13 protein-coding genes are annotated in these 17,861 nt (G+C 62.4%); 8 read left to right on the top strand and 5 right to left on the bottom strand.

Annotation, left to right across the window (positions count from 1 at the left end):
- Positions 1-89: 89 nt before the first annotated feature.
- From M2367_RS03355 to hdfR, 8 genes are all read left to right on the top strand, one after another.
- Complete coding sequence (locus M2367_RS03355; RefSeq protein WP_259235769.1) at positions 90-2,255, top strand: TonB-dependent hemoglobin/transferrin/lactoferrin family receptor; 2,166 nt, start codon at positions 90-92, stop codon at positions 2,253-2,255.
- A complete protein-coding gene (locus M2367_RS03350) occupies positions 2,255-4,279 on the top strand; it encodes a prolyl oligopeptidase family serine peptidase (protein ID WP_259235768.1) in 2,025 nt (674 codons plus the stop codon). The genes M2367_RS03355 and M2367_RS03350 overlap by 1 nt, the downstream gene beginning before the upstream one ends.
- Before the next feature lie 40 nt (positions 4,280-4,319).
- The gene (locus M2367_RS03345; protein ID WP_259235767.1) at positions 4,320-6,734 is read left to right on the top strand and encodes a proprotein convertase P-domain-containing protein; all 2,415 of its coding nucleotides are present in this window, start codon (positions 4,320-4,322) and stop codon (positions 6,732-6,734) included.
- Between the two features lie 52 nt (positions 6,735-6,786).
- The gene (locus M2367_RS03340; RefSeq protein WP_259235766.1) at positions 6,787-8,157 is read left to right on the top strand and encodes a DUF1566 domain-containing protein; all 1,371 of its coding nucleotides are present in this window, start codon (positions 6,787-6,789) and stop codon (positions 8,155-8,157) included.
- Complete coding sequence (locus tag M2367_RS03335; protein WP_259235765.1) at positions 8,154-8,711, top strand: DUF1566 domain-containing protein; 558 nt, start codon at positions 8,154-8,156, stop codon at positions 8,709-8,711. Before M2367_RS03340 ends, M2367_RS03335 begins: the two co-directional genes overlap by 4 nt.
- A gap of 210 nt (positions 8,712-8,921) precedes the next feature.
- A complete protein-coding gene (gene eco / locus M2367_RS03330) occupies positions 8,922-9,404 on the top strand; it encodes a serine protease inhibitor ecotin (RefSeq protein WP_005901610.1) in 483 nt (160 codons plus the stop codon).
- 289 nt (positions 9,405-9,693) lie between these two features.
- The gene (gene maoP / locus M2367_RS03325; protein WP_259235764.1) at positions 9,694-10,068 is read left to right on the top strand and encodes a DUF413 domain-containing protein; all 375 of its coding nucleotides are present in this window, start codon (positions 9,694-9,696) and stop codon (positions 10,066-10,068) included.
- A complete protein-coding gene (hdfR, locus tag M2367_RS03320; RefSeq protein ID WP_042043447.1) occupies positions 10,068-10,943 on the top strand; it encodes an HTH-type transcriptional regulator HdfR in 876 nt (291 codons plus the stop codon). The genes maoP and hdfR overlap by 1 nt, the downstream gene beginning before the upstream one ends.
- Positions 10,944-11,018: 75 nt before the next feature.
- Here the strand turns inward: hdfR and tyrA are convergent, their stop codons facing one another.
- From tyrA to M2367_RS03295, 5 genes are all read right to left on the bottom strand, one after another.
- Positions 11,019-12,146: a bifunctional chorismate mutase/prephenate dehydrogenase gene (gene tyrA, locus M2367_RS03315; protein WP_259235763.1), complete on the bottom strand. Its 1,128-nt coding sequence runs from the start codon at positions 12,144-12,146 to the stop codon at positions 11,019-11,021.
- Positions 12,147-12,217: 71 nt separating this feature from the next.
- On the bottom strand, positions 12,218-13,291 hold the full coding sequence (locus M2367_RS03310) for a 3-deoxy-7-phosphoheptulonate synthase (RefSeq protein ID WP_042043445.1): 1,074 nt from the start codon (positions 13,289-13,291) through the stop codon (positions 12,218-12,220).
- Positions 13,292-13,722: 431 nt separating this feature from the next.
- Entirely contained in the window at positions 13,723-14,805 is a 1,083-nt protein-coding gene (gene glpQ / locus M2367_RS03305; RefSeq protein WP_259235762.1) for a glycerophosphodiester phosphodiesterase, read from the bottom strand.
- Positions 14,806-15,017: 212 nt separating this feature from the next.
- A complete protein-coding gene (gene glpD, locus M2367_RS03300) occupies positions 15,018-16,505 on the bottom strand; it encodes a glycerol-3-phosphate dehydrogenase (protein WP_042043442.1) in 1,488 nt (495 codons plus the stop codon).
- A 570-nt stretch (positions 16,506-17,075) separates the two neighbouring features.
- Entirely contained in the window at positions 17,076-17,834 is a 759-nt protein-coding gene (locus M2367_RS03295; RefSeq protein WP_005901758.1) for a DeoR/GlpR family transcriptional regulator, read from the bottom strand.
- Between the last annotated feature and the right edge of the window lie 27 nt (positions 17,835-17,861).

Raw genomic sequence — 17,861 nt, 5'->3', positions numbered from 1 at the left:
CAATGATAATTATTATCAACTGTTGATCTGCCCTAATGAGTCTGCAATAATCCGCGCCTTTCAGGCTCAAATAATAATCATTATCAACAATGAAAACACCACTGCACTACTGGCCCATGCTGCTGTCCGGTACAGCCCTGGCCGCCAGCGATCCGGCCAGGATCGACGCCACTGACATCAATCCCACCCTCAAGGCGCGCGAGACCATAGTGGTCAAGGGCCAGCGGATAGAGCAGAAGCTGTCCGACGTCTCGGGCTCCATCACCGTCATCACCGAGGAGGACCTGGATCGCCAGGTGGCCACCGAACTCACCGACGTGTTCAAGAATGAACCCGGTGTCTCGGTGACCGGCTCCGCCGGGCGGCCGCAAAACATCATCATCCGCGGCATGGGTGGCAACCGGGTATTGATCATCAAGGATGGGGTGCGGGTCAGCGATGGCTTCGGCGCCGATGATCTCAACGACAAGGTGGGCCGTTTCAGCTTCGATCTCGATGACGTCAAGCAGATCGAAGTGGCCAAGGGGGCGGGCTCTTCCCTGCACGGCTCCGACGCCATCGGCGGCACCATCGTCATCAGCACCAAGCAGCCGGAAGACTACCTGCAGGGCCAGGATGCCTATCTGAGCAGCAAGATCCTGCACGATGGCAGCAGCGCCAAGCAAAAACTGAGCGCCACCGGCGCCGCCCGCCTGCTGGATACCGAGCACCTGCTGCGCGTTTCCGGCTGGCAGGGACACGAGACCGCCAACTATGACGAGAGTCGCATCCCGGCGGATCTGGACGGCCTCAGCGCCTCTACCAGCTCCCGTTTCGACTTGAATGAGCACCACCTGCTGCGCCTCGAACTCGACTACTTCGAGGACAATGCCTACCGGGATCAGGGACCCCGCGAAGTGCCCCAGCCCGACGGCAAATGGCAGGTACGCGAGTACCGCGAGAATGCGTCGCAAAAGACCCAGGGCGGCAAGCTGAGCTGGGAGGCGAGCCGCCTCGACAGCCTGCTGGCGGATCAGTTCACCTGGAACCTCTATGGCAACCACGCCAAGAACACGGCCAACAAGCGCAGCCTGCTGCAAAACGACGAGCTGAGCGGCTACCCGCGCTATCGCAGCGAGCGGGAACTGGCCACCTTCACCGAAGAGCGGATCGGCAGCGCGCTGGATGTGCGCCGGGATCTGACCACCGGCGACTTCGGCCACAAGTTGAGCTATGGCATGGAGCTGGAGCGCACCAACCATGAGCGACCGGTGGACAAGCTGAGTCTGGAGGCGGGCGTGCCCCAGCCCCAGCAGTCGGCGCCGTTCAGCCGGGCCCGCACCGACCGGGCCGGGGTCTGGCTCAGCGACGTGGCGACCCTGGGTCAGTGGCAGTTCACCCCGACCCTGCGCATGGATCATCAGTGGCTACAACCGCTGGATGGCAGCAATGGCGAGAACCACAGCTGGCATATCTCCCCGAGCCTGGCCACCAGCTACCGCTTCAACGACCAGTGGCGCAGCTGGCTCAGCTACGCCAACGGTTTCCGTGCCCCCTCCTATGACAAGGTGTACGGCAACATCCCCCACTACTTTGCCCTGCCGCCGTTCGAGATCATCGCCAACACCGAGCTGCAGGAAGAGACCAGCCACAGCTTCGAGTGGGGCCTTGGAGGCGAGGGCGAGCACTGGAGCATCAAACCGGCGCTCTTCTACAACCGTTACTACAACTTCATCGACTGGCGTGAAGTCGGGCTGCGGCTGCGCGACGGCGTCATCCTGCGCCAGTACCGCAACGTGGCCAAGGCCGAGACCTGGGGCGCCGAAGTGGCCGCCAGCTACTGGCTGACCCAGCAATGGGAGCTCGCCACCAAGCTCGGCTGGGTCGATGGGGAAGATAGCGAGGGCGAGGCCTTGCGCACCCTCACCCCGCTGGAGGGCAACACTCGCCTGAGCTATCAGGCCAACGACTGGAGCGTCGGGGTGCAGGCCGACTACGCCGCCGCCATGAGCCGGGTGCCCAGCTGCGGCAGCAGCCTGACCAGCAGCCAGAGTGACTGCCTCAAGAGCGCGGGCTGGTTCAGTGTGGCCATGACCGCCGACTGGCTGATCACCGATGCCCTCAAGGTCAACCTCAAGCTCGATAACCTGTTCGATACCCGCTACACCCGCTATCAGGATGTGGCCGGGCTGGAAGCGGGCACCAATGCCGATCTGTTCACCCAGACCGGTCGCTCCCTGAGCGCCAGCCTGCGCTACACCTTCGTGGGGATCTGATGCAGCACCTACTGATCCTGGCCGCCCTGCTGGCGGCCCCTGCCTCCCAGGCCTCTGAGGAAGCGCCCCCCATCCCCAAACGCCCCTTGCTGATGCAGGGCGAGATTGCTCGGGTCGATCCCTATGGCGGCTGGCGTGACGACAGCCGCCGCTCCCCCGAATTGCTGACGCTGCTGCGCGAGCAGAATCGCTGGACCGAGCACCAGCTCAGCGGCCAGCAAGCACTGGCACAGCAACTGCAAACCGAGTGGCAGGCCAGAGAACGGGGCGAGCCTCTACCAGAGGAGTGGCTGACCGAGGCCGGCAGCCAGTGGCGCATGAAAGCGGACGGCAGCCTGTGGCAGCGGACCGATGAGCAGGCCACCCCCCGCCAGCGGCTGGCCCCGCGTCAACCAGGGGAGGGCTACTACGAGCTCGCCAGCTGGTCGCTGCATCCCGATGGGCGCTGGCTGGCGCTGGCCGAAGATAGCCGTGGCGACAGGGATTACCGCATCACCTTGCTGGATCTGGCGAGCGGCAAGACCCTCACCACCCTGGATCACCGCGCCAGCGATCTGCTCTGGAGTCGGGATGGTCGCACCCTCTATACCCTGGCCAACGAGCGCAATACCCTGCGCCCCTGGCAACTGTGGGCCTGGCAAGGGGGCAAGGAGCGGCTGATCCATCAGGAGATGGATGCCGCCTGGCTGCTCAGCCTCTATCGCACCACCGACCAGCGTCACCTCATCTTGCAGAGCAACAACCACAACAGCTCGGAGCAATACCTGCTGAATGATGGTGGCGCCGCCCTGCTCAAGGCCCGCCAACCCGGTGTGGAGTACTACCTCGATACCCTGGGCGAGCGGGTGCTGCTCAAGAGCAACCGGGATGGCGAGCTTGGCCTCTACCAGGCCAGCAGCCTGGCCGAACTGAGGCAAGGCAGGTGGCAGCTGCGTTGGCCGGGTCAGGGCCGCACCCTCGAGAAGTGGCGCCTGTTTGCCAATCACACCGTGCTGCAATACCGCAAGGATGGCGATGACTGGCTCGATGTGCTCGATGCCAACGGCGAACTGCGCCACAGCCTGCCGCTCACCGAAGGGGCGGGTACGGCCTGGATCCAGGGCGCTCAGGATCCGGCCAGCCAGCACGTGTTGATCCGCCGTCAGGGCATGGCCGAGGCCCCGCACCAACGCTGGCTGGATCTGGACTCGGGGCAATGGCTGAGCGATGCCACTCAGACAACGGCCTCTGCCTATCAGAGCGAACGGCGCTGGGTCCTGGGCAAGGATGGCGCCCGGGTACCGGTCTCCCTGGTGTGGCGCAAAGAGATCAAGACCCCCAAGGCGCTGCTGCTCTATGGCTATGGCGCCTATGGCACCTCCATGCGCCCCTACTACCAGCCTCAGGTGTTGAGCCTGCTCGATCGTGGTTTCGTCTACGCCATCGCCCATGTGCGCGGCGGCGGTCTGCTGGGAGATGGCTGGTATCAAGACGGCCGGGGTCAGCGCAAGCAGCACAGCGTGGATGACTTCCTGGCCGTCGCCGATGCCCTGGCGCGGGATCCCGCCATCGACGCTGCCCGGCTGTTCGCCATGGGCGGCAGCGCCGGCGGCCTGCTGGTGGCGGCGGCGCTCAATCAGGCCCCTACCCGCTTCGCTGGCGCCCTGTTGCAGGTCCCCTTCGTCGACTTGCTCGGCACCATGAGCGATCCCGAACTGCCGCTCACCCGCCAGGAGTATGCCGAGTGGGGCAACCCGGCCAAGACCGCCGACTACGCAGCCATGCGCCGCCTGAGCCCCTACGACAACCTGCACGCGGCCCCCTACCCGCCCCTCTATGTGACGGCCGGACTGCACGACAGCCAGGTGCCTTACTGGGAGCCGCTGAAGTGGATGGCCCGTCTGCGGGAACAGAGCACCGCGGCCGGCCCCTATCTGCTCAGCACCGAGCTCGACGGCGGGCATCTGGCCAGCGCGGGCACGGCGCAGCAGAAGGCCGCCCGCGAATATGCCTTCCTGCTCAACCTGGCCGGGGTCACCCCCTGATGCCATGCCTCACTCTTTCAATCCCGTTTTGGAGTCATCCATGAAACCCTCTTCCCTGGCCCTCTGGCTGACGGCGACCCTGCTCGCCCAGCCCCTCTGTGCGGCAGAGCTGCAATTTGTCGATGAGGCGCCGCTGACCGCCACGCCCCAGGCCTGGCTGGAGGCTCGCCTCGGTGTGACCCTGGCCCCCGACTACGACAAGGCCAGCCTGCTCGGCCACCACCATAGCTTCCGCATGCTGGTCAACGGCCTGCCGGTGGCCACCACCCAGGCGGCCGTCAGCATAGACAGCGCCGGCAAGCCCTGGCGCCTCTACCACAACCTGCGCCCCCTCCAGACCAGCCTGCCGGGCTGCGATGCCAGTGGCAATCTGGATCCCTTGCTGACCAGCCTGCGCGATGCCGGTGCCCAGATTGACACCCTCAATGTGGTCGAGGCCTGGTACTGGCGCGATGGCGAGACCCTGGTGCCGGCCCTGCGCCAGCGCATTCGTGAGCACAAGGATGGCAACGCCAAGGCCTCCTATGTGCAGCTGTTTGCCAGCTGTGATGGCACAGAGGAGCTCGGCCGCTGGGGCGACATCGCCACCACCACAGCGCTACAGGCCCCCGATGCGGGGGATGTCTCCGTCTTGGCCCGGGTATTCGACCCGGATCCTCGTACCCAGTTGCAAGATGCCAGCCTGATCTGGCACGACGCCCTGGTACTTGCCGATGCCGCCTACCAGGACAAGGTGGCGCTGCCGGTCACCCTGCAGGGCAGCGACTATCTGCTCAGCGGCCCCCATGCCCGGGTGGTGGATGCCATGGAGCCCAGCACGGCGCCCTACCGCGCCGACAATGCTCAGGCATTTCGCCTGACCCGGGACGATCCGGGCTTCGCCGACATCAACGCCTACTACCACCTGGACCTGGCCCAGCGCCACCTCAAGGCGCTCGGCTTTGCCGACCTCATCCCTGGCGCCCTCGACATCGACACCGATGCCGGCTTCCAGGACAACTCCCTCTACGATCCGTTCGAGCGCAGGCTAGAGCTGGGCCGCAGCGGCGTGCCCGATGCCGAAGACCCCATGGTTGTCTGGCACGAGTTTGGTCACGCGGTGCAGCACCACATAGTGCCGGATCTCGGGGAAGAGGGTGACTGGGGCGCCATAGGTGAAGGCTTCAGCGACTATCTGGCGGCCAGTCATCGTCAGCGCAGCGAGACGGGTCGCCAGTTCGAACCGGCCATGGTGTTCAACTGGGATGCCCGCTTCACCGACCGGGCCCCGCGCCAGCTGGACGATCTGCGCGCCCGCTATCACCCGGACTACAACTATCCGGCCCACAGAACCATCAACGGCAGCAACGGTGATCAGCTGTGGGGCACCCCCCTGTTCCAGGCTCTGCTGGCGGCCGTCGCCGAACATGGCGAGGTGGCGCGAGACGAGTTTGATCGCCTCGTCATCGAGTCCCACTTCGGCTTAGGACCCGCCATTCGCATGCCACAGCTGGCCCGCCTCACGGTGGACACGGCCGAGCGGCTCTATCCGGCGCGCCACTATGGTCGCCTGCTGGAACAGGCATTCCGTCAGCACGGCCTGCTGCAGGCACCGGTCAGCATGGCTCTGGCCGACGGCAGCGCCATCGAGCTCGGCGAGCGCCAGTCGGTAGTACTCAACCTCAGCAACCCCGGCAACACGCCAGTGACCCTGCACAGTCTGACCCTGGCCCTGCCCGGCGGCCTGCAGGCCGAGCCGGTTCAGTGGCAGAGCAGCACCCTGGCACCAGGCGGCCTCATGACCACCACCCTGCGACTGCTGGCCCAGGCTCCGCTCGCCTGTGGCGACGTGGTGGACGTGCCCATCACCCTCGCCCTGACGGGTGCCAGTCCGAGCGAGCGCCAGTGGCAGCAACCGCTGAGCCTGCCCATCGGCACCCCGGTAGTCGCCCGAGCAAGCGGCCAGTCGCTGACCCTCAACGATGCCATCAGCAGTGATGAGAAGGGCTTGAGCGAAACCAATCTGCTGCTGGAAAAGAGCGATGCCAGGGTGAGCGATCAGTTGCAACTGACCCTGGACTTGCAGCACGAGGCCCTGGACGAGCTGGAGATCTGGCTCAACTCCCCCTCCGGTACCCGGGTCCAGATCTGGGACAAAGGCTACAGTCCGCTGCCCCGTCTCAAGGGGGTCTTCCCGACCGAACTGCAATCCCTGCAACCCTTGAGCCTGTTCAACGGCGAACCCTTGTCGGGCAAGTGGACCCTGGAAGTCGTGGACAACGCCCCCGGCAAGCGGGGCCGCCTGAATGGCTGGAGCATCAGCCAGCGCGTCGGCGCCCAATGTGGCAAGCCGGTGGCGCCGCCCAAGGACGGCATCATCCATTTCGACACCGCGGACAGCAGCGGGGGCGGTGCCATCAACCTGTTCTGGCTACTGCCGCTCGCCCTCTGGCGCCGTTTCGTGCGTCGTGGTTAACACAGACCCTATCAATAACAGCGAGGGGCCCTGGCCCCTTTGAGGACAAGAGATGAATCTGAAATACAGCTGGCTTGCCTGTTTGCTGGCTCCCCTGCTCAGCGCCTGCGGTGGCGGCGACTCGGACGAGGCGCCACTGGCCGCACCGGCCTATCGCCTGACGGTCAACCTGCCCCAGGCAGGTACCCTGTGCGTCAATCTCAATCAAAACGATCGTTGTGACGCCGGTGAACCCGAGGTCAATGGCGCCGCAGGCGCTCGCCCGCTGGAGGGGCACTCCCCCACCCTGCTGACCAGCCCTCTGCTGTTCATCCCAAGGGATCCCGCCGCGCTGACCCTGACTCACCCGGCGGCGCGCCAGGATGCACAACACCTCACGCCCAGTCCCCTGAGCACCTTGTTGCAGATCCGGGTCGGTGAGGGGATGCCGCCAGCCCAGGCACTGGCCAAGCTGCTGGCCGACCTGGCCCCCCTGCAGCCGGGCCAGGATCTGGCCGCCCTGGCTCGGTTGGAAGAGTTCAACCAGGCCCTCGCCGAGCTGGCACTGGCCGTGCTCAATGACGCCACGACCCTGCCGGGGATCACGGCCGATGAACGCCAACGCCAGATCTGGCAGGGGCTGGTCACCCTGCTGCCCGAGCTCAGTCAGCATTTTGCCGACAGTCCGGAGCTCCTCGGCCTGCAACCCCGACTCGGCGCCGTGTTGCAACAGCAGCAGCCAAGAGCCCTGGTCACCGCCAGCGGCGTCACGACGTACAGCGACGGAGTGGATTATCTGCTGACCAGCGAGCCCGCGGATCACCCGGGCCAGGATGCCAGCCTCAAGCAGGCTCCCCTGCGTTATCGCAAGCTCGACAACAAGGGGCAGCCGCTGCCGGACAGCGCAGCTCAATGGGATTGTGTGGAGGATCTCAACACCGGCCTCGTCTGGGAGAAGAAGCTGGATGACCCGGACAGCCCGCGGGATCTGCATCGGGTCTTCGCCTGGGAGTTTGGCAACTACCATCCCCAACAAGCCGAGCTGGACTACGCCTGCCCGAGTGGTGAGGCCATCTGCTCAACCGAGCAATACCGTCAATGGCTCAACAGCCAGCAGCTGTGCGGCATCGCGCACTGGCGTCTGCCCCACGCCCAGGAGCTGATGAGTCTGCAACACTACGGCTCGCTGGCTCAGCAGGATGGGCAGATTGCCACCCTCGATGTGCGCTACTTCCCCGATCTGGGTACCGGTCTCAATGGCTTCGATGGCTATTACTGGAGTCAGACTCTGACCCCCTCCCGTCGCCTCGAGAGTGCGCCGCTCAGTGTCATTGCCCCGCTTTATTGGGGTGAGGACGCTGGCACCGATTACCCGACTCCCGTACAAACCCCTGACGACCCCAATGCCCTGCAACTGCGCCTGGTGGCCGAGGTAACCCGATGAACAAGTTTCTCCTGACCCTGCTGCTTTGTCTGTGCAGCCCGCTGGCACTGGCCATCGCCATCTGCGACGACAGCATGCCCAGAACCAGCCCCAGCTCCCGCTTCCTCGATCACGGCAACGGTACCGTGACGGACCGCGCCTCCGGTCTGACCTGGATGCGCTGCCAGCTGGGGCAAACCTGGCAAAATGAGAGCTGCCGTGGCGAGCCGACCCGCCTCTATTGGCAGCAGGCACTGCTGACCGCCGAGCGGATCCGCACCGAATCCAATCACGCCCTCCATGGTTTCGGCGGTCACACCGACTGGCGCCTGCCCACCATCAAGGAGCTGACCAGCATCCTGGAGTCCGCCTGCTACAAGCCGGCATTGAACGAGACCATTTTCCCCCGCGCCATGGCGGGCGAGGGCAAAGAGGTCAATGACGGTTACGTCTATCTCTGGTCCTCCACCCCCTTCCCGGCGGGCAAGACGGTGGCTTATCTGGACATCACCAGCGGCGCCATCGGTCTGCGGGCCCCCAGCTCCTGGGCAAAACAGCTAATACTGGTGCGCTAAGCCCCTGAACTGACCGACAGCGGACGCACCGCGCACCGCTGTCGGCCAGCAGGTGTCGCCAAAACAGTACAGTGATTGCGCGCACTGTCAGAAAATAGCCAAATCACGTCATTGTGTGGCCGAACAGGCAGGATTTGCATGGCAGAGCGCTGGTATGAAGGCAGTGAAGCGGTTAGTCTAGCGACGATAGTTCAATCCCATGAGGTACAGATGAAAACCGTATTGCGTTTTAGCCTGCTGGGCGCCTTCTTGCTGAGCGGGCATGCCTTCGCCGCCGAACCGAAAAAATTTGATATCAGCATGTTCCCGGCCGCCGAGATAAACCAGGAACGTGTCGTTGTCCGCCTGCCGGAAGTCGAGAATGAAGCCGACATGATGGTCGAGCTGCAAGTCGGCAAGAAGATGCTGGTGGATTGCAACGTGCCGCGCTTCGCTGGCAACCTGGAGCAGCACAGCGTCAAGGGGTGGGGTTACAACTACCTGACCCTGGGCAAGGTCTCCGACCCCATCAGCACCCTGATGGCCTGCCCGGAAGGCCAGAAGAAAGAGAGCTTCATCCAGATTTATGGCCAAGGCTTCTTCGTGAACTACAACTCCAAGCTGCCTTTCGTCATCTATATACCCCAGGAGTACGAGGTGCGCTATCGCTTGTGGCGTGCCGATGCCCAGGCGCAACCGGCCATGATTGAATGACATTGGGCAGCCAGTTTGGCTCTCAGAACTGAATGACAAGGGCGCCACTGTGCGCCCTTTTCCTTGCCAAAAATGGGCAAAAAAAATGACAACGGGATGACGCGCTGCGTCATAAGTCCGTTATTTTTCTCACTTTTTGGCCAACTTACCCCAACAATCATCACCACAGACAGGGGTAAATAGTTCAATAAAACATTTTTATCAAGATAGTGAGAAAATTGATTTTGCACTATTTAAAAGCCTGATGATACTTGCCCGCAAAGGTCAAACTAACCAGAACAAGAGCACTATGAGCTTCGAATCAGACAAGCGTTTCAACGACTTCAAACATTTTCCCCGTGGCCTGCGTCGCAGTGGTGAATTCACCGTCGCCGAAGCAGACAGTCTGGAAAAATACGGCACCAGCATGCTGGCCATCTACCAGGGCAACCTGGCGCCGCGCGACGAGGTAGAGACCGCCTTCGCCGAGCAACTCAAGGCAGGTGAACCCGGCAGCAACCCCCACGCCAAGGTGTGGTTCAAGTATCTCAAAGTCATAGGCCCGAAGCGGGTTCATCGCCTCTGCACCGTCGCCGGTGGCGCCAGTGACGAGGCTGCTGGCAGCTTCGGCGGGAGTGGCGGCATGGGCGGTGGCATGGGTGGCGGTGACGAGTCCCTCGACTGATGGATACCGAACTGCTACGCACCTTCATCGAAGTCAGCAAGACCCGTCACTTTGGCCGCGCCGCCGAGAATCTCTATCTGACCCAGTCGGCGGTGAGCTTTCGCATTCGCCAGCTCGAGCAGCAGCTCGGGGTCAGTCTGTTTGCCCGTCATCGCAACAACATCCGCCTGACCGCCTCGGGGGAGCGTCTGCTGCCCTATGCCGACGCCATCTTGCACACCCTGGGCCGTGCCAAGCAGGATGTGGCCCTCTCCCCGGGCTTCAGTCAGCAGCTTGCCATCGGCGCCCCTCCCGTGTTCTGGGAGCTGGATTTCAACGACTGGCTCAATCATGTCTACGCCCTGGCCCCCGGCCTCGCGGTAAGACTCGAGACCGCCTCTCGCGAGCACCTTTGCCGCCAGCTGCTGGAGCGCTCCCTCGACTTGGCGCTGCTCTCGGAGCCGACCAAGATCGACGAAATAGCCCTGCACCCCATTGGTGAGCTGGTGTTCGAGCTGGTGAGCCGGGACCCGGCCGCCAATGCCGACAACCTGATGCAGATGCCGCACATCCATCTCGATTGGGGCACCAGCTTCGAGCCGCAGCCAAGCCGCCTGCAGAGCCTGCAAAAGACCCCGGTGCTGCACTCAAGCTCCGCCAGCATGGCGTTGCAGTTTGTGCTCGCCAACGGTGGGGCCGCCTATCTGCCGCGGCGCATGGTCACCCCCTTCCTGGAGCAGGGGCGCCTGCATCTGGTGGAAGGAGGCCAGCCCCTGCGCCGTCCGCTCTATCTCGCCTATCTGGAAAAATCCGATCGCCGGGAGTTGATCGATGCCCTGCTCACCCTGCCCCTTGGCTGGGACGATGCCGAGCTCTATGTGCCTGCGGCTGACTAAAGGCCATGGTGGTTTCATCACGCCATAACGAAGGGGCCCGCGGGCCCCTTCTGCTATTCATGCTTGCTGTCCAGACTAACCATAATGGCGCCGGTCGTTGGCCTGCGCCAGCAACATGCGGCTCTCCTTGAGGAACTGATCGGCGTGGGGGCCGAAGAAGTCGGACACCTGACGAAATGCCGTGATGAAACCAGCCCTGTCCCCTTGCTCCAGCAGGTGCAACACCTCCCCGAAACGCTCGAAGTAGCGACGCACCATGGCCAGATTCTGGGGTGAAGAGAGGATGATGTCGGCGTAGAGCTCGGGATCCTGGGCAAACAGCCGCCCCACCATGGCCAGTTCCAACCGGTAGATGGGCGAGCTCAAGCCAAGCAGTTGTTCGAGATCCGCCCCCTCCTGGGAGAGATGCCAGCCATAAGCGAAGGTGGCGAAGTGGCGCAGCGCCTGAATGAGGGTCATGGCCTCATCATGGGCCTTGGCCTCTACCTGTTGCAGGCGGGCGCCCCAGATGGTCATCTGCTCGAGCAGCCATTGGCTGGCGGCCGGATCCCGCCCCAGGCAGCAGACGATCACCTGCTTGGCAAAGCTGGCCACATCCGGACCGAACATGGGATGCAGACCCAGCACGGGCCCAGTATGGGTGGCCAGCATATGAGCCAGAGGCTGACTCTTGACGCTGGTCACATCCACCAGCAGGCAATCTGCTGGCAGGGTACCCAACCGGTCGATGATCTGGCAGGTGATGTCGATGGGCACCGCCACCATCACCAGTCCCGCATCGGCCAGGATCTCGTCAGAGCGCGGCCAGTCGGCCTGTTCCAGCGTCTCGACCCGGTAGCCGGAGAGCGAGAACATGTGACCAAACAGCCGGCCCAGCTGCCCCTCGCCCCCGATAATGACAATCTTGCCCAGGGCAGGATTGATGCACTTGAAGCCGGTATCTTTCTCGCTGGCATAGGATTCACGCATCACCCGGCGCAGCACGTCTTCAATCAGATCGCCGGGCACCCCCAGCCGTTCGGCCTCGACCCGGCGACCGGCCAACATGCTGGCCTCCCTGTCCGGGGCATAGATGGGCAGACCATGACGGCTCTTGACCTCACCCACTTCCCCCACCAGGGCCAGACGCTGGGCCAGCAGATCAAGCAGCTGCCGATCGACTACATCTATCTTGTCCCTGAGGGCATTCAACTCTTCTGCCATGACATCTTCCTGACGGCGTCGCCGGATGCGACGCCCTATTATTCAACATTTTCACACAGTGACTCAATGGCTTAGCCCTGAGCACGCGCCTTGAGCGGGGCCGCCAGCTGCTGGTGACAACGATCCAGCAGCGTGGCAGTGGTCTCCCAGTCGATGCAAGCATCGGTAATGGAGACGCCGTAACGCATCTGTGCCTTGGGCTGCTCGCTGGACTGGTTGCCCTCGTTGAGGTGCGATTCCAGCATGACGCCAATGATAGAACTGTTCCCCTCCTGGATCTGGTGGATGACGTTGTCGGCCACCTTGGGCTGCAAGCGGTGATCCTTGCTGGAGTTGCCATGACTGCAATCCACCACCAACCCCGGCAGCAGGCCCGCCTTTTCCAGCGCCTCCTCGGCCAAGGAGACATTGACCGAGTCGTAGTTGGGGTGCTTGCCGCCGCGCAGGATCACGTGGCCATCCGGGTTGCCCTGGGTCTGCAACAGCGCCACCTGGCCCTGCTGATTGATGCCCATGAAGGCATGGGGACTGGATGCCGCCTGCAGGGCATTGATGGCGGTTCCCAGGTTGCCGTCAGTACCGTTCTTGAAACCGACCGGCATGGAGAGGCCGGAAGCCATCTCCCTGTGAGTCTGGGATTCGGTGGTGCGGGCACCGATGGCCGACCAGGAGAAGAGCTCGGCCAGGTATTGCGGGCTGATGGGGTCGAGGGCCTCGGTCGCCAGCGGCAACTCCAGCTCGGCCAGCCAGCAGAGCAGTTCCCGGGCCCGGTGCAGTCCCAGCTCGACATCGAAAGTGCCGTCCAGGTCTGGATCATTGATAAACCCCTTCCAGCCGACCGTGGTGCGGGGTTTCTCGAAGTAGACCCGCATCACTATGTAGAGAGAATCTTGATAGGCGTCATGCAGCGCTTTGAGTCGGGTTGCGTACTCTTTGGCGGCGTCCATGTCATGAATGGAGCAGGGCCCACAGATCACCAGCAGCCGATGATCCCGGCGGTGAATGATGTCGGCTATGGTATTGCGCGCCCCTTGCACGAAGGCCAGGGCCTGCTCCGAGATGGGCAGTCGCTCCTTGAGCTGGGCCGGGGTGATCATGACCTGTTCGGACTGGATGTGGATGTTGTTCAGGGGATCTCTGTGCATGATGTCATTCTCGCTACTGTCTAAGCCAAAAGGGGTGGTGTATCTTAATGTTTACACCAGTTCACCCCTTGTTACGCAACCGCCACCACCTTACCAAGGAAAAACAAACAATCAAGTGTAACCAGCGGTAAAAGCTGTCAATAGCTGGATAAACAACCAATCTGGAATGATAAAGACCTATAAGATAGGCCGTACCACTTGCCATAAAATCATAAATCGTAAATAAAACATTACACTCGCAGCAGCTCAGCCTGACATCATGATGCCACCGCAGTCATTGAGCGGCCCCTCATCCACCAAGGCGGGTACTGCTCCCCTTCCCCACAGCGTTGCCAGGTCATGCAAACGATCAGACTGCTCGCTTCCCCGTGGCCTGCCCATAACAAAGCGGGGCACCTGGCCCCGCTCGCTCTTCCCTGTTGCGCCCTGATTTACGCTTTGCCGTGGGCCTCGATGACGGCGACCGCCTTGTCCGGGAAATCGCTGAACACCCCATCCACATCGGCCTGGTAGAGGAAGATGTTGAGCAGGTCGGTGAAGTCCTTGGCATAGGCCGGGATCTGGCCCTCGTCCTGGCGGAAGGTATAAGGGTGTACCTTGAGCCCGGCAGCATGGGCGTCCTTGACCATGCTGGTGAACACCGGCTTGCCCGGGGTACCCGGCTCGGTGACTATCATCGGCTTCCAGGGGCCTATGCCGTCGGCGTAAGCGGCTATGGTCTTCATGGCCCCCGGCTTGAACATCCAGTCATAGTCATAGGGGGTCGCCTTGCCCTTGGTGTCGTAGACCATGGTCTCGTTCCAGTCGGTCTCGGCCATCAGCTGCACCAGCTTCACGTCCATGCCGAGGGCGGGCATCAGCTCGCCGTTGATGCGCTTGAGTTCATCGGCATCAAAGCTCTGCAGGTAGACCTTGCTCTGCTTGTCGGTGTAACCGTACTCCTTGAGCACGGAGAGCACCGCCTTGGAGATGTCCTTGCCTTCGTGACGGAAGAACCAGGGCGCCTTGATCTCGGGATAGATACCGACCTGCTTGCCGGTGCTCTTGTTCATGCCCTGGATCATCTCTATCTCTTCCTGGAAGGTGTGGATCCGAAAATCCGACTGCCACAGCGGGAAGCGGGCCGGGTAGACGGGCACCTGTTTGCCATCCACCAGCTGGAAGGGCTCGGTCATGCGCAGGGAGCGCACCTCGGCCAAGGTGAAGTCCACCACATAGTAGCGGCCATCGGCGCGGGCCCGACCGGGGAAACGCGCCGCCACATCGGTGATGCCATCGAGGAAGTGATCGTGCATCACCACCAGCTGGTCATCCTTGGTCATCACCAGATCCTGCTCAAGATAATCCACCCCCATGGCGTAGGCCATGGCCTTGGAGGCCAGGGTGTGCTCGGGCAGATATCCGGAGGCGCCGCGGTGGGCGATGACGACCTTGCCCTCATCGGCAGCCAGTGCAGGCAGAGGGAGAGTGGCGCCGAGGGAGAGGGCAAGAAGGGATAAGGCTACTTGTTTCATCTTGGGTGCTCTTGTTGTTATTGAAGGGTCAGGTAGGTCAGTCAAACGGCCAATCGATGGCACAGGTCAACCTTGGGGTCATATGTCAGACCGCCGTCATGGGGCAGGTCATTGTTATAGAGGGAAAATATGACGAGCAGATGATACCGGCCGAGCCGTGGTGGCCATCTGCTCGTGATGACGGGGGCATGCTCGGGGCATGCCCTCATCCTTTACATGGCCTGTGGCAGGGCGTGGTGGAACTGCTCAAGCCAGGCTTGCAGGGCGGCTTGTTGCTGGGCATCCAGACGCAGCCCCAACTTGCTGCGGCGCCACAGGATGTCTTCCAGGCTGTGCGCCCACTCGTGTTCCAGCAGGTAACGCACCTCGGATTCATACAAGCCGGCACCAAAGTGCTCGCCACGATCATGCTGCAACCAGAGACGGGCCTGAGCGCCATAGGCTTCGCTGATGCGCTGGGCACTGCGCTCATCGAGCCAGTCAAACTCGAGTCGATAGGCGCGAGCCAGCTCCTGGGTGCTGCAATCGAACTCGCCGCCGGGCAGGCGGCTGGACGCGGTCCAGTCATCGCCCATCTGGGCAAACCAGGGCTTGAGTTTGTGACAAGCGGCCTGGGCCAGCTTGCGGTAGGTGGTGAGTTTGCCACCAAATACCGAGAGCAGGGGCGCGCCATCGGCATCGCCACTGAGTTCGAGGGTGTAATCCCGGGTCACCGCCTGGGGGGAGTCGGACTCGTCATCGCACAGCGGTCGCACCCCGGAATAGGTCCAAACCACATCGGACGGCGCTATCTTGCGGGTGAAGTGGGCATTGACCACGTTGCACAGGTAGTTCACTTCGGCGTCGCTGATGTGAGCGTCGCGGGCATCGCCCCTGTGCTCCACATCGGTGGTGCCGATGAGGGAGAAATCCTGCTGGTAGGGAATGACGAAGACGATGCGGTGGTCTTCGTTTTGCAGGATATAGGCCTCTTCGCGCTCGTGGATGCGCGGCACTATGATGTGGCTGCCCTTGATGAGGCGGATGCCGCGCGGGGATGTCTCGTGCAGCCCCTCGTCATAGAAGGTCTTGACCCAAGGACCCGCCGCATTGACCAACCCCTTGCAGGTGACGGTGAAACGCTCACCCCCCTCGCGCTCCAGGGTCAGGGTCCATAACTTGGCATCCCGGGTCGCCTTGACGCAGCGGGTGCGGGTCTGCACCTCGGCCCCCTTGCTGCGCGCCATCATGGCATTGATCACCACCAGTCTGGCGTCATCGACCCAGGCATCCGAATATTCGAAGCCCTTGCTGATCCCCGATCTCAAGCCATCTTGCGGCAAGAAGCGCACACCGCAGCTGCCCTTGAGCTTGTCGCGCTTGGCCAGGTTGTCATACAGAAACAGGCCGGCGCGGATCATCCAGGCCGGGCGCAGATGGGGACGATGGGGCAAACGAAAGCGCATGGGGCGAGCGATATGAGGGGCCATGCCGAGCAGCACTTCCCGCTCGGCCAGGGCCTCTTTCACCAGGCGAAACTCATAATGCTCGAGATAACGCAGGCCGCCATGGATAAGCTTGCTGGAGTTGGACGAGGTGGCCGAGGCGAGATCATGAGCCTCAAACAAAGCTACCTTCAGGCCACGGCCGGCCGCATCCGCCGCGATGCCAACCCCATTGATGCCGCCACCGACGACGACCAGATCATAATGTTCGCTCATGTTCACCTACTTTCTTATATTTGCGTTCGCCAAGGCGACAATGTTTGATTTCGCTCATATTAGAGCATAAAAAAACTATAAACGAACATTTAGTGATGAAAGTGTGATCGCGATAGAGGCCAAGCCGCAAAAAAAGGGATCCGGCCTCCCCCTCCTTGCAGCAAGGGGGCGCCACCTGTCTCGATGCCAGCAAAAAGCAGACGATGACGCAGCTTAATAGGCGTCAGTTGCCATCCCATGACAGGGGCAACGCCATCAGCGAGGGAGAGGGGAAAGACTGCAAACAATCAGGTGATCGCGCTCCTGTGCCGCAGAGTGCAGAGTGCAGAGTGCAGAGTGCAGAGTGCAGGCTAACAGCGAGCGGATAAAGGCGCCATATCAGGGCAAATGGGGAGCAGGCGGGATCAGAGAAGCGGCAACGGCAGCGAGGAGATGTGCAGCAAGCCACCGCAAGGGGGTTGACTCACCCTTCAAGCGCACTCCCCCATCAAAACGGCCGCCCGTGGGCGGCCAGACCAAGCACTGCGGGAAAAACGACTCGGCACCGCCGCGGGAGCGGCGCCGGGGTCGTCAGCAGATATGACACTCTATCTGATGCTGAGCCATGATGCGCATCAGCTTCTCGGGAGGGGGCTGGTCGGTGAACAGGGCATGTACCTGATTGAGGTGGCCCAGGTTCACCATGGCGTTACGGCCGAATTTGGTGTGATCCGCGGCCAGAAAAACCTGGCGGGAATGGGCGATGATGGCCTGGGCTATCTTCACCTCGTGATAGTCGAAATCGAGCAATGAGCCGTCACCATCGATGCCGGAGATGCCGATGACACCGTAGTCCATGCGGAACTGGCCGATGAAGTCACGGGTCGCCTCCCCCACTATGCCGCCATCTCTGTTGCGGATCTCGCCCCCGGCGATGATGACGGTGAAGTCATCCTTGGCGGTCAGAATGCTGGCCACGTTGAGGTTGTTGGTCACGACGCGCAATTCCCGGTGATCGAGCAGTGCCCGGGCGATGGCCTCTGTGGTGGTACCGATATCGATAAAGAGGGAGGAGCCGTCGGGAATGTTGGCCGCCACCTCGCGGGCGATGCGCTCTTTCTCCTTGAGCTGCATCACTTTACGGGCGCTGTATGCGGTATTGACGGTACTCGAATGCAATGAGGCGCCGCCATGGTGACGACGTATCTTGTTCTGTTCGGCGAGATCGTTCAGATCCCGGCGTATGGTCTGCGGGCTGACGTCGAAATGGCTCACCAGGTCTTCCGTCGAGACAAATCCCTGCCGCGTCAGGACGTCCAGTATCTCCAGATGTCGTTGGGTTTGTTTCACGCTTGCACTCCGATGATGAAACGAAAA

Source organism: Aeromonas sp. BIGb0445, from assembly GCF_024809075.1.
Classification (GTDB): domain Bacteria; phylum Pseudomonadota; class Gammaproteobacteria; order Enterobacterales; family Aeromonadaceae; genus Aeromonas; species Aeromonas rivuli.
The sequence above is the reverse complement of the archived record's forward strand: the minus strand, read 5'-3'. Positions and strand labels throughout refer to the sequence as shown.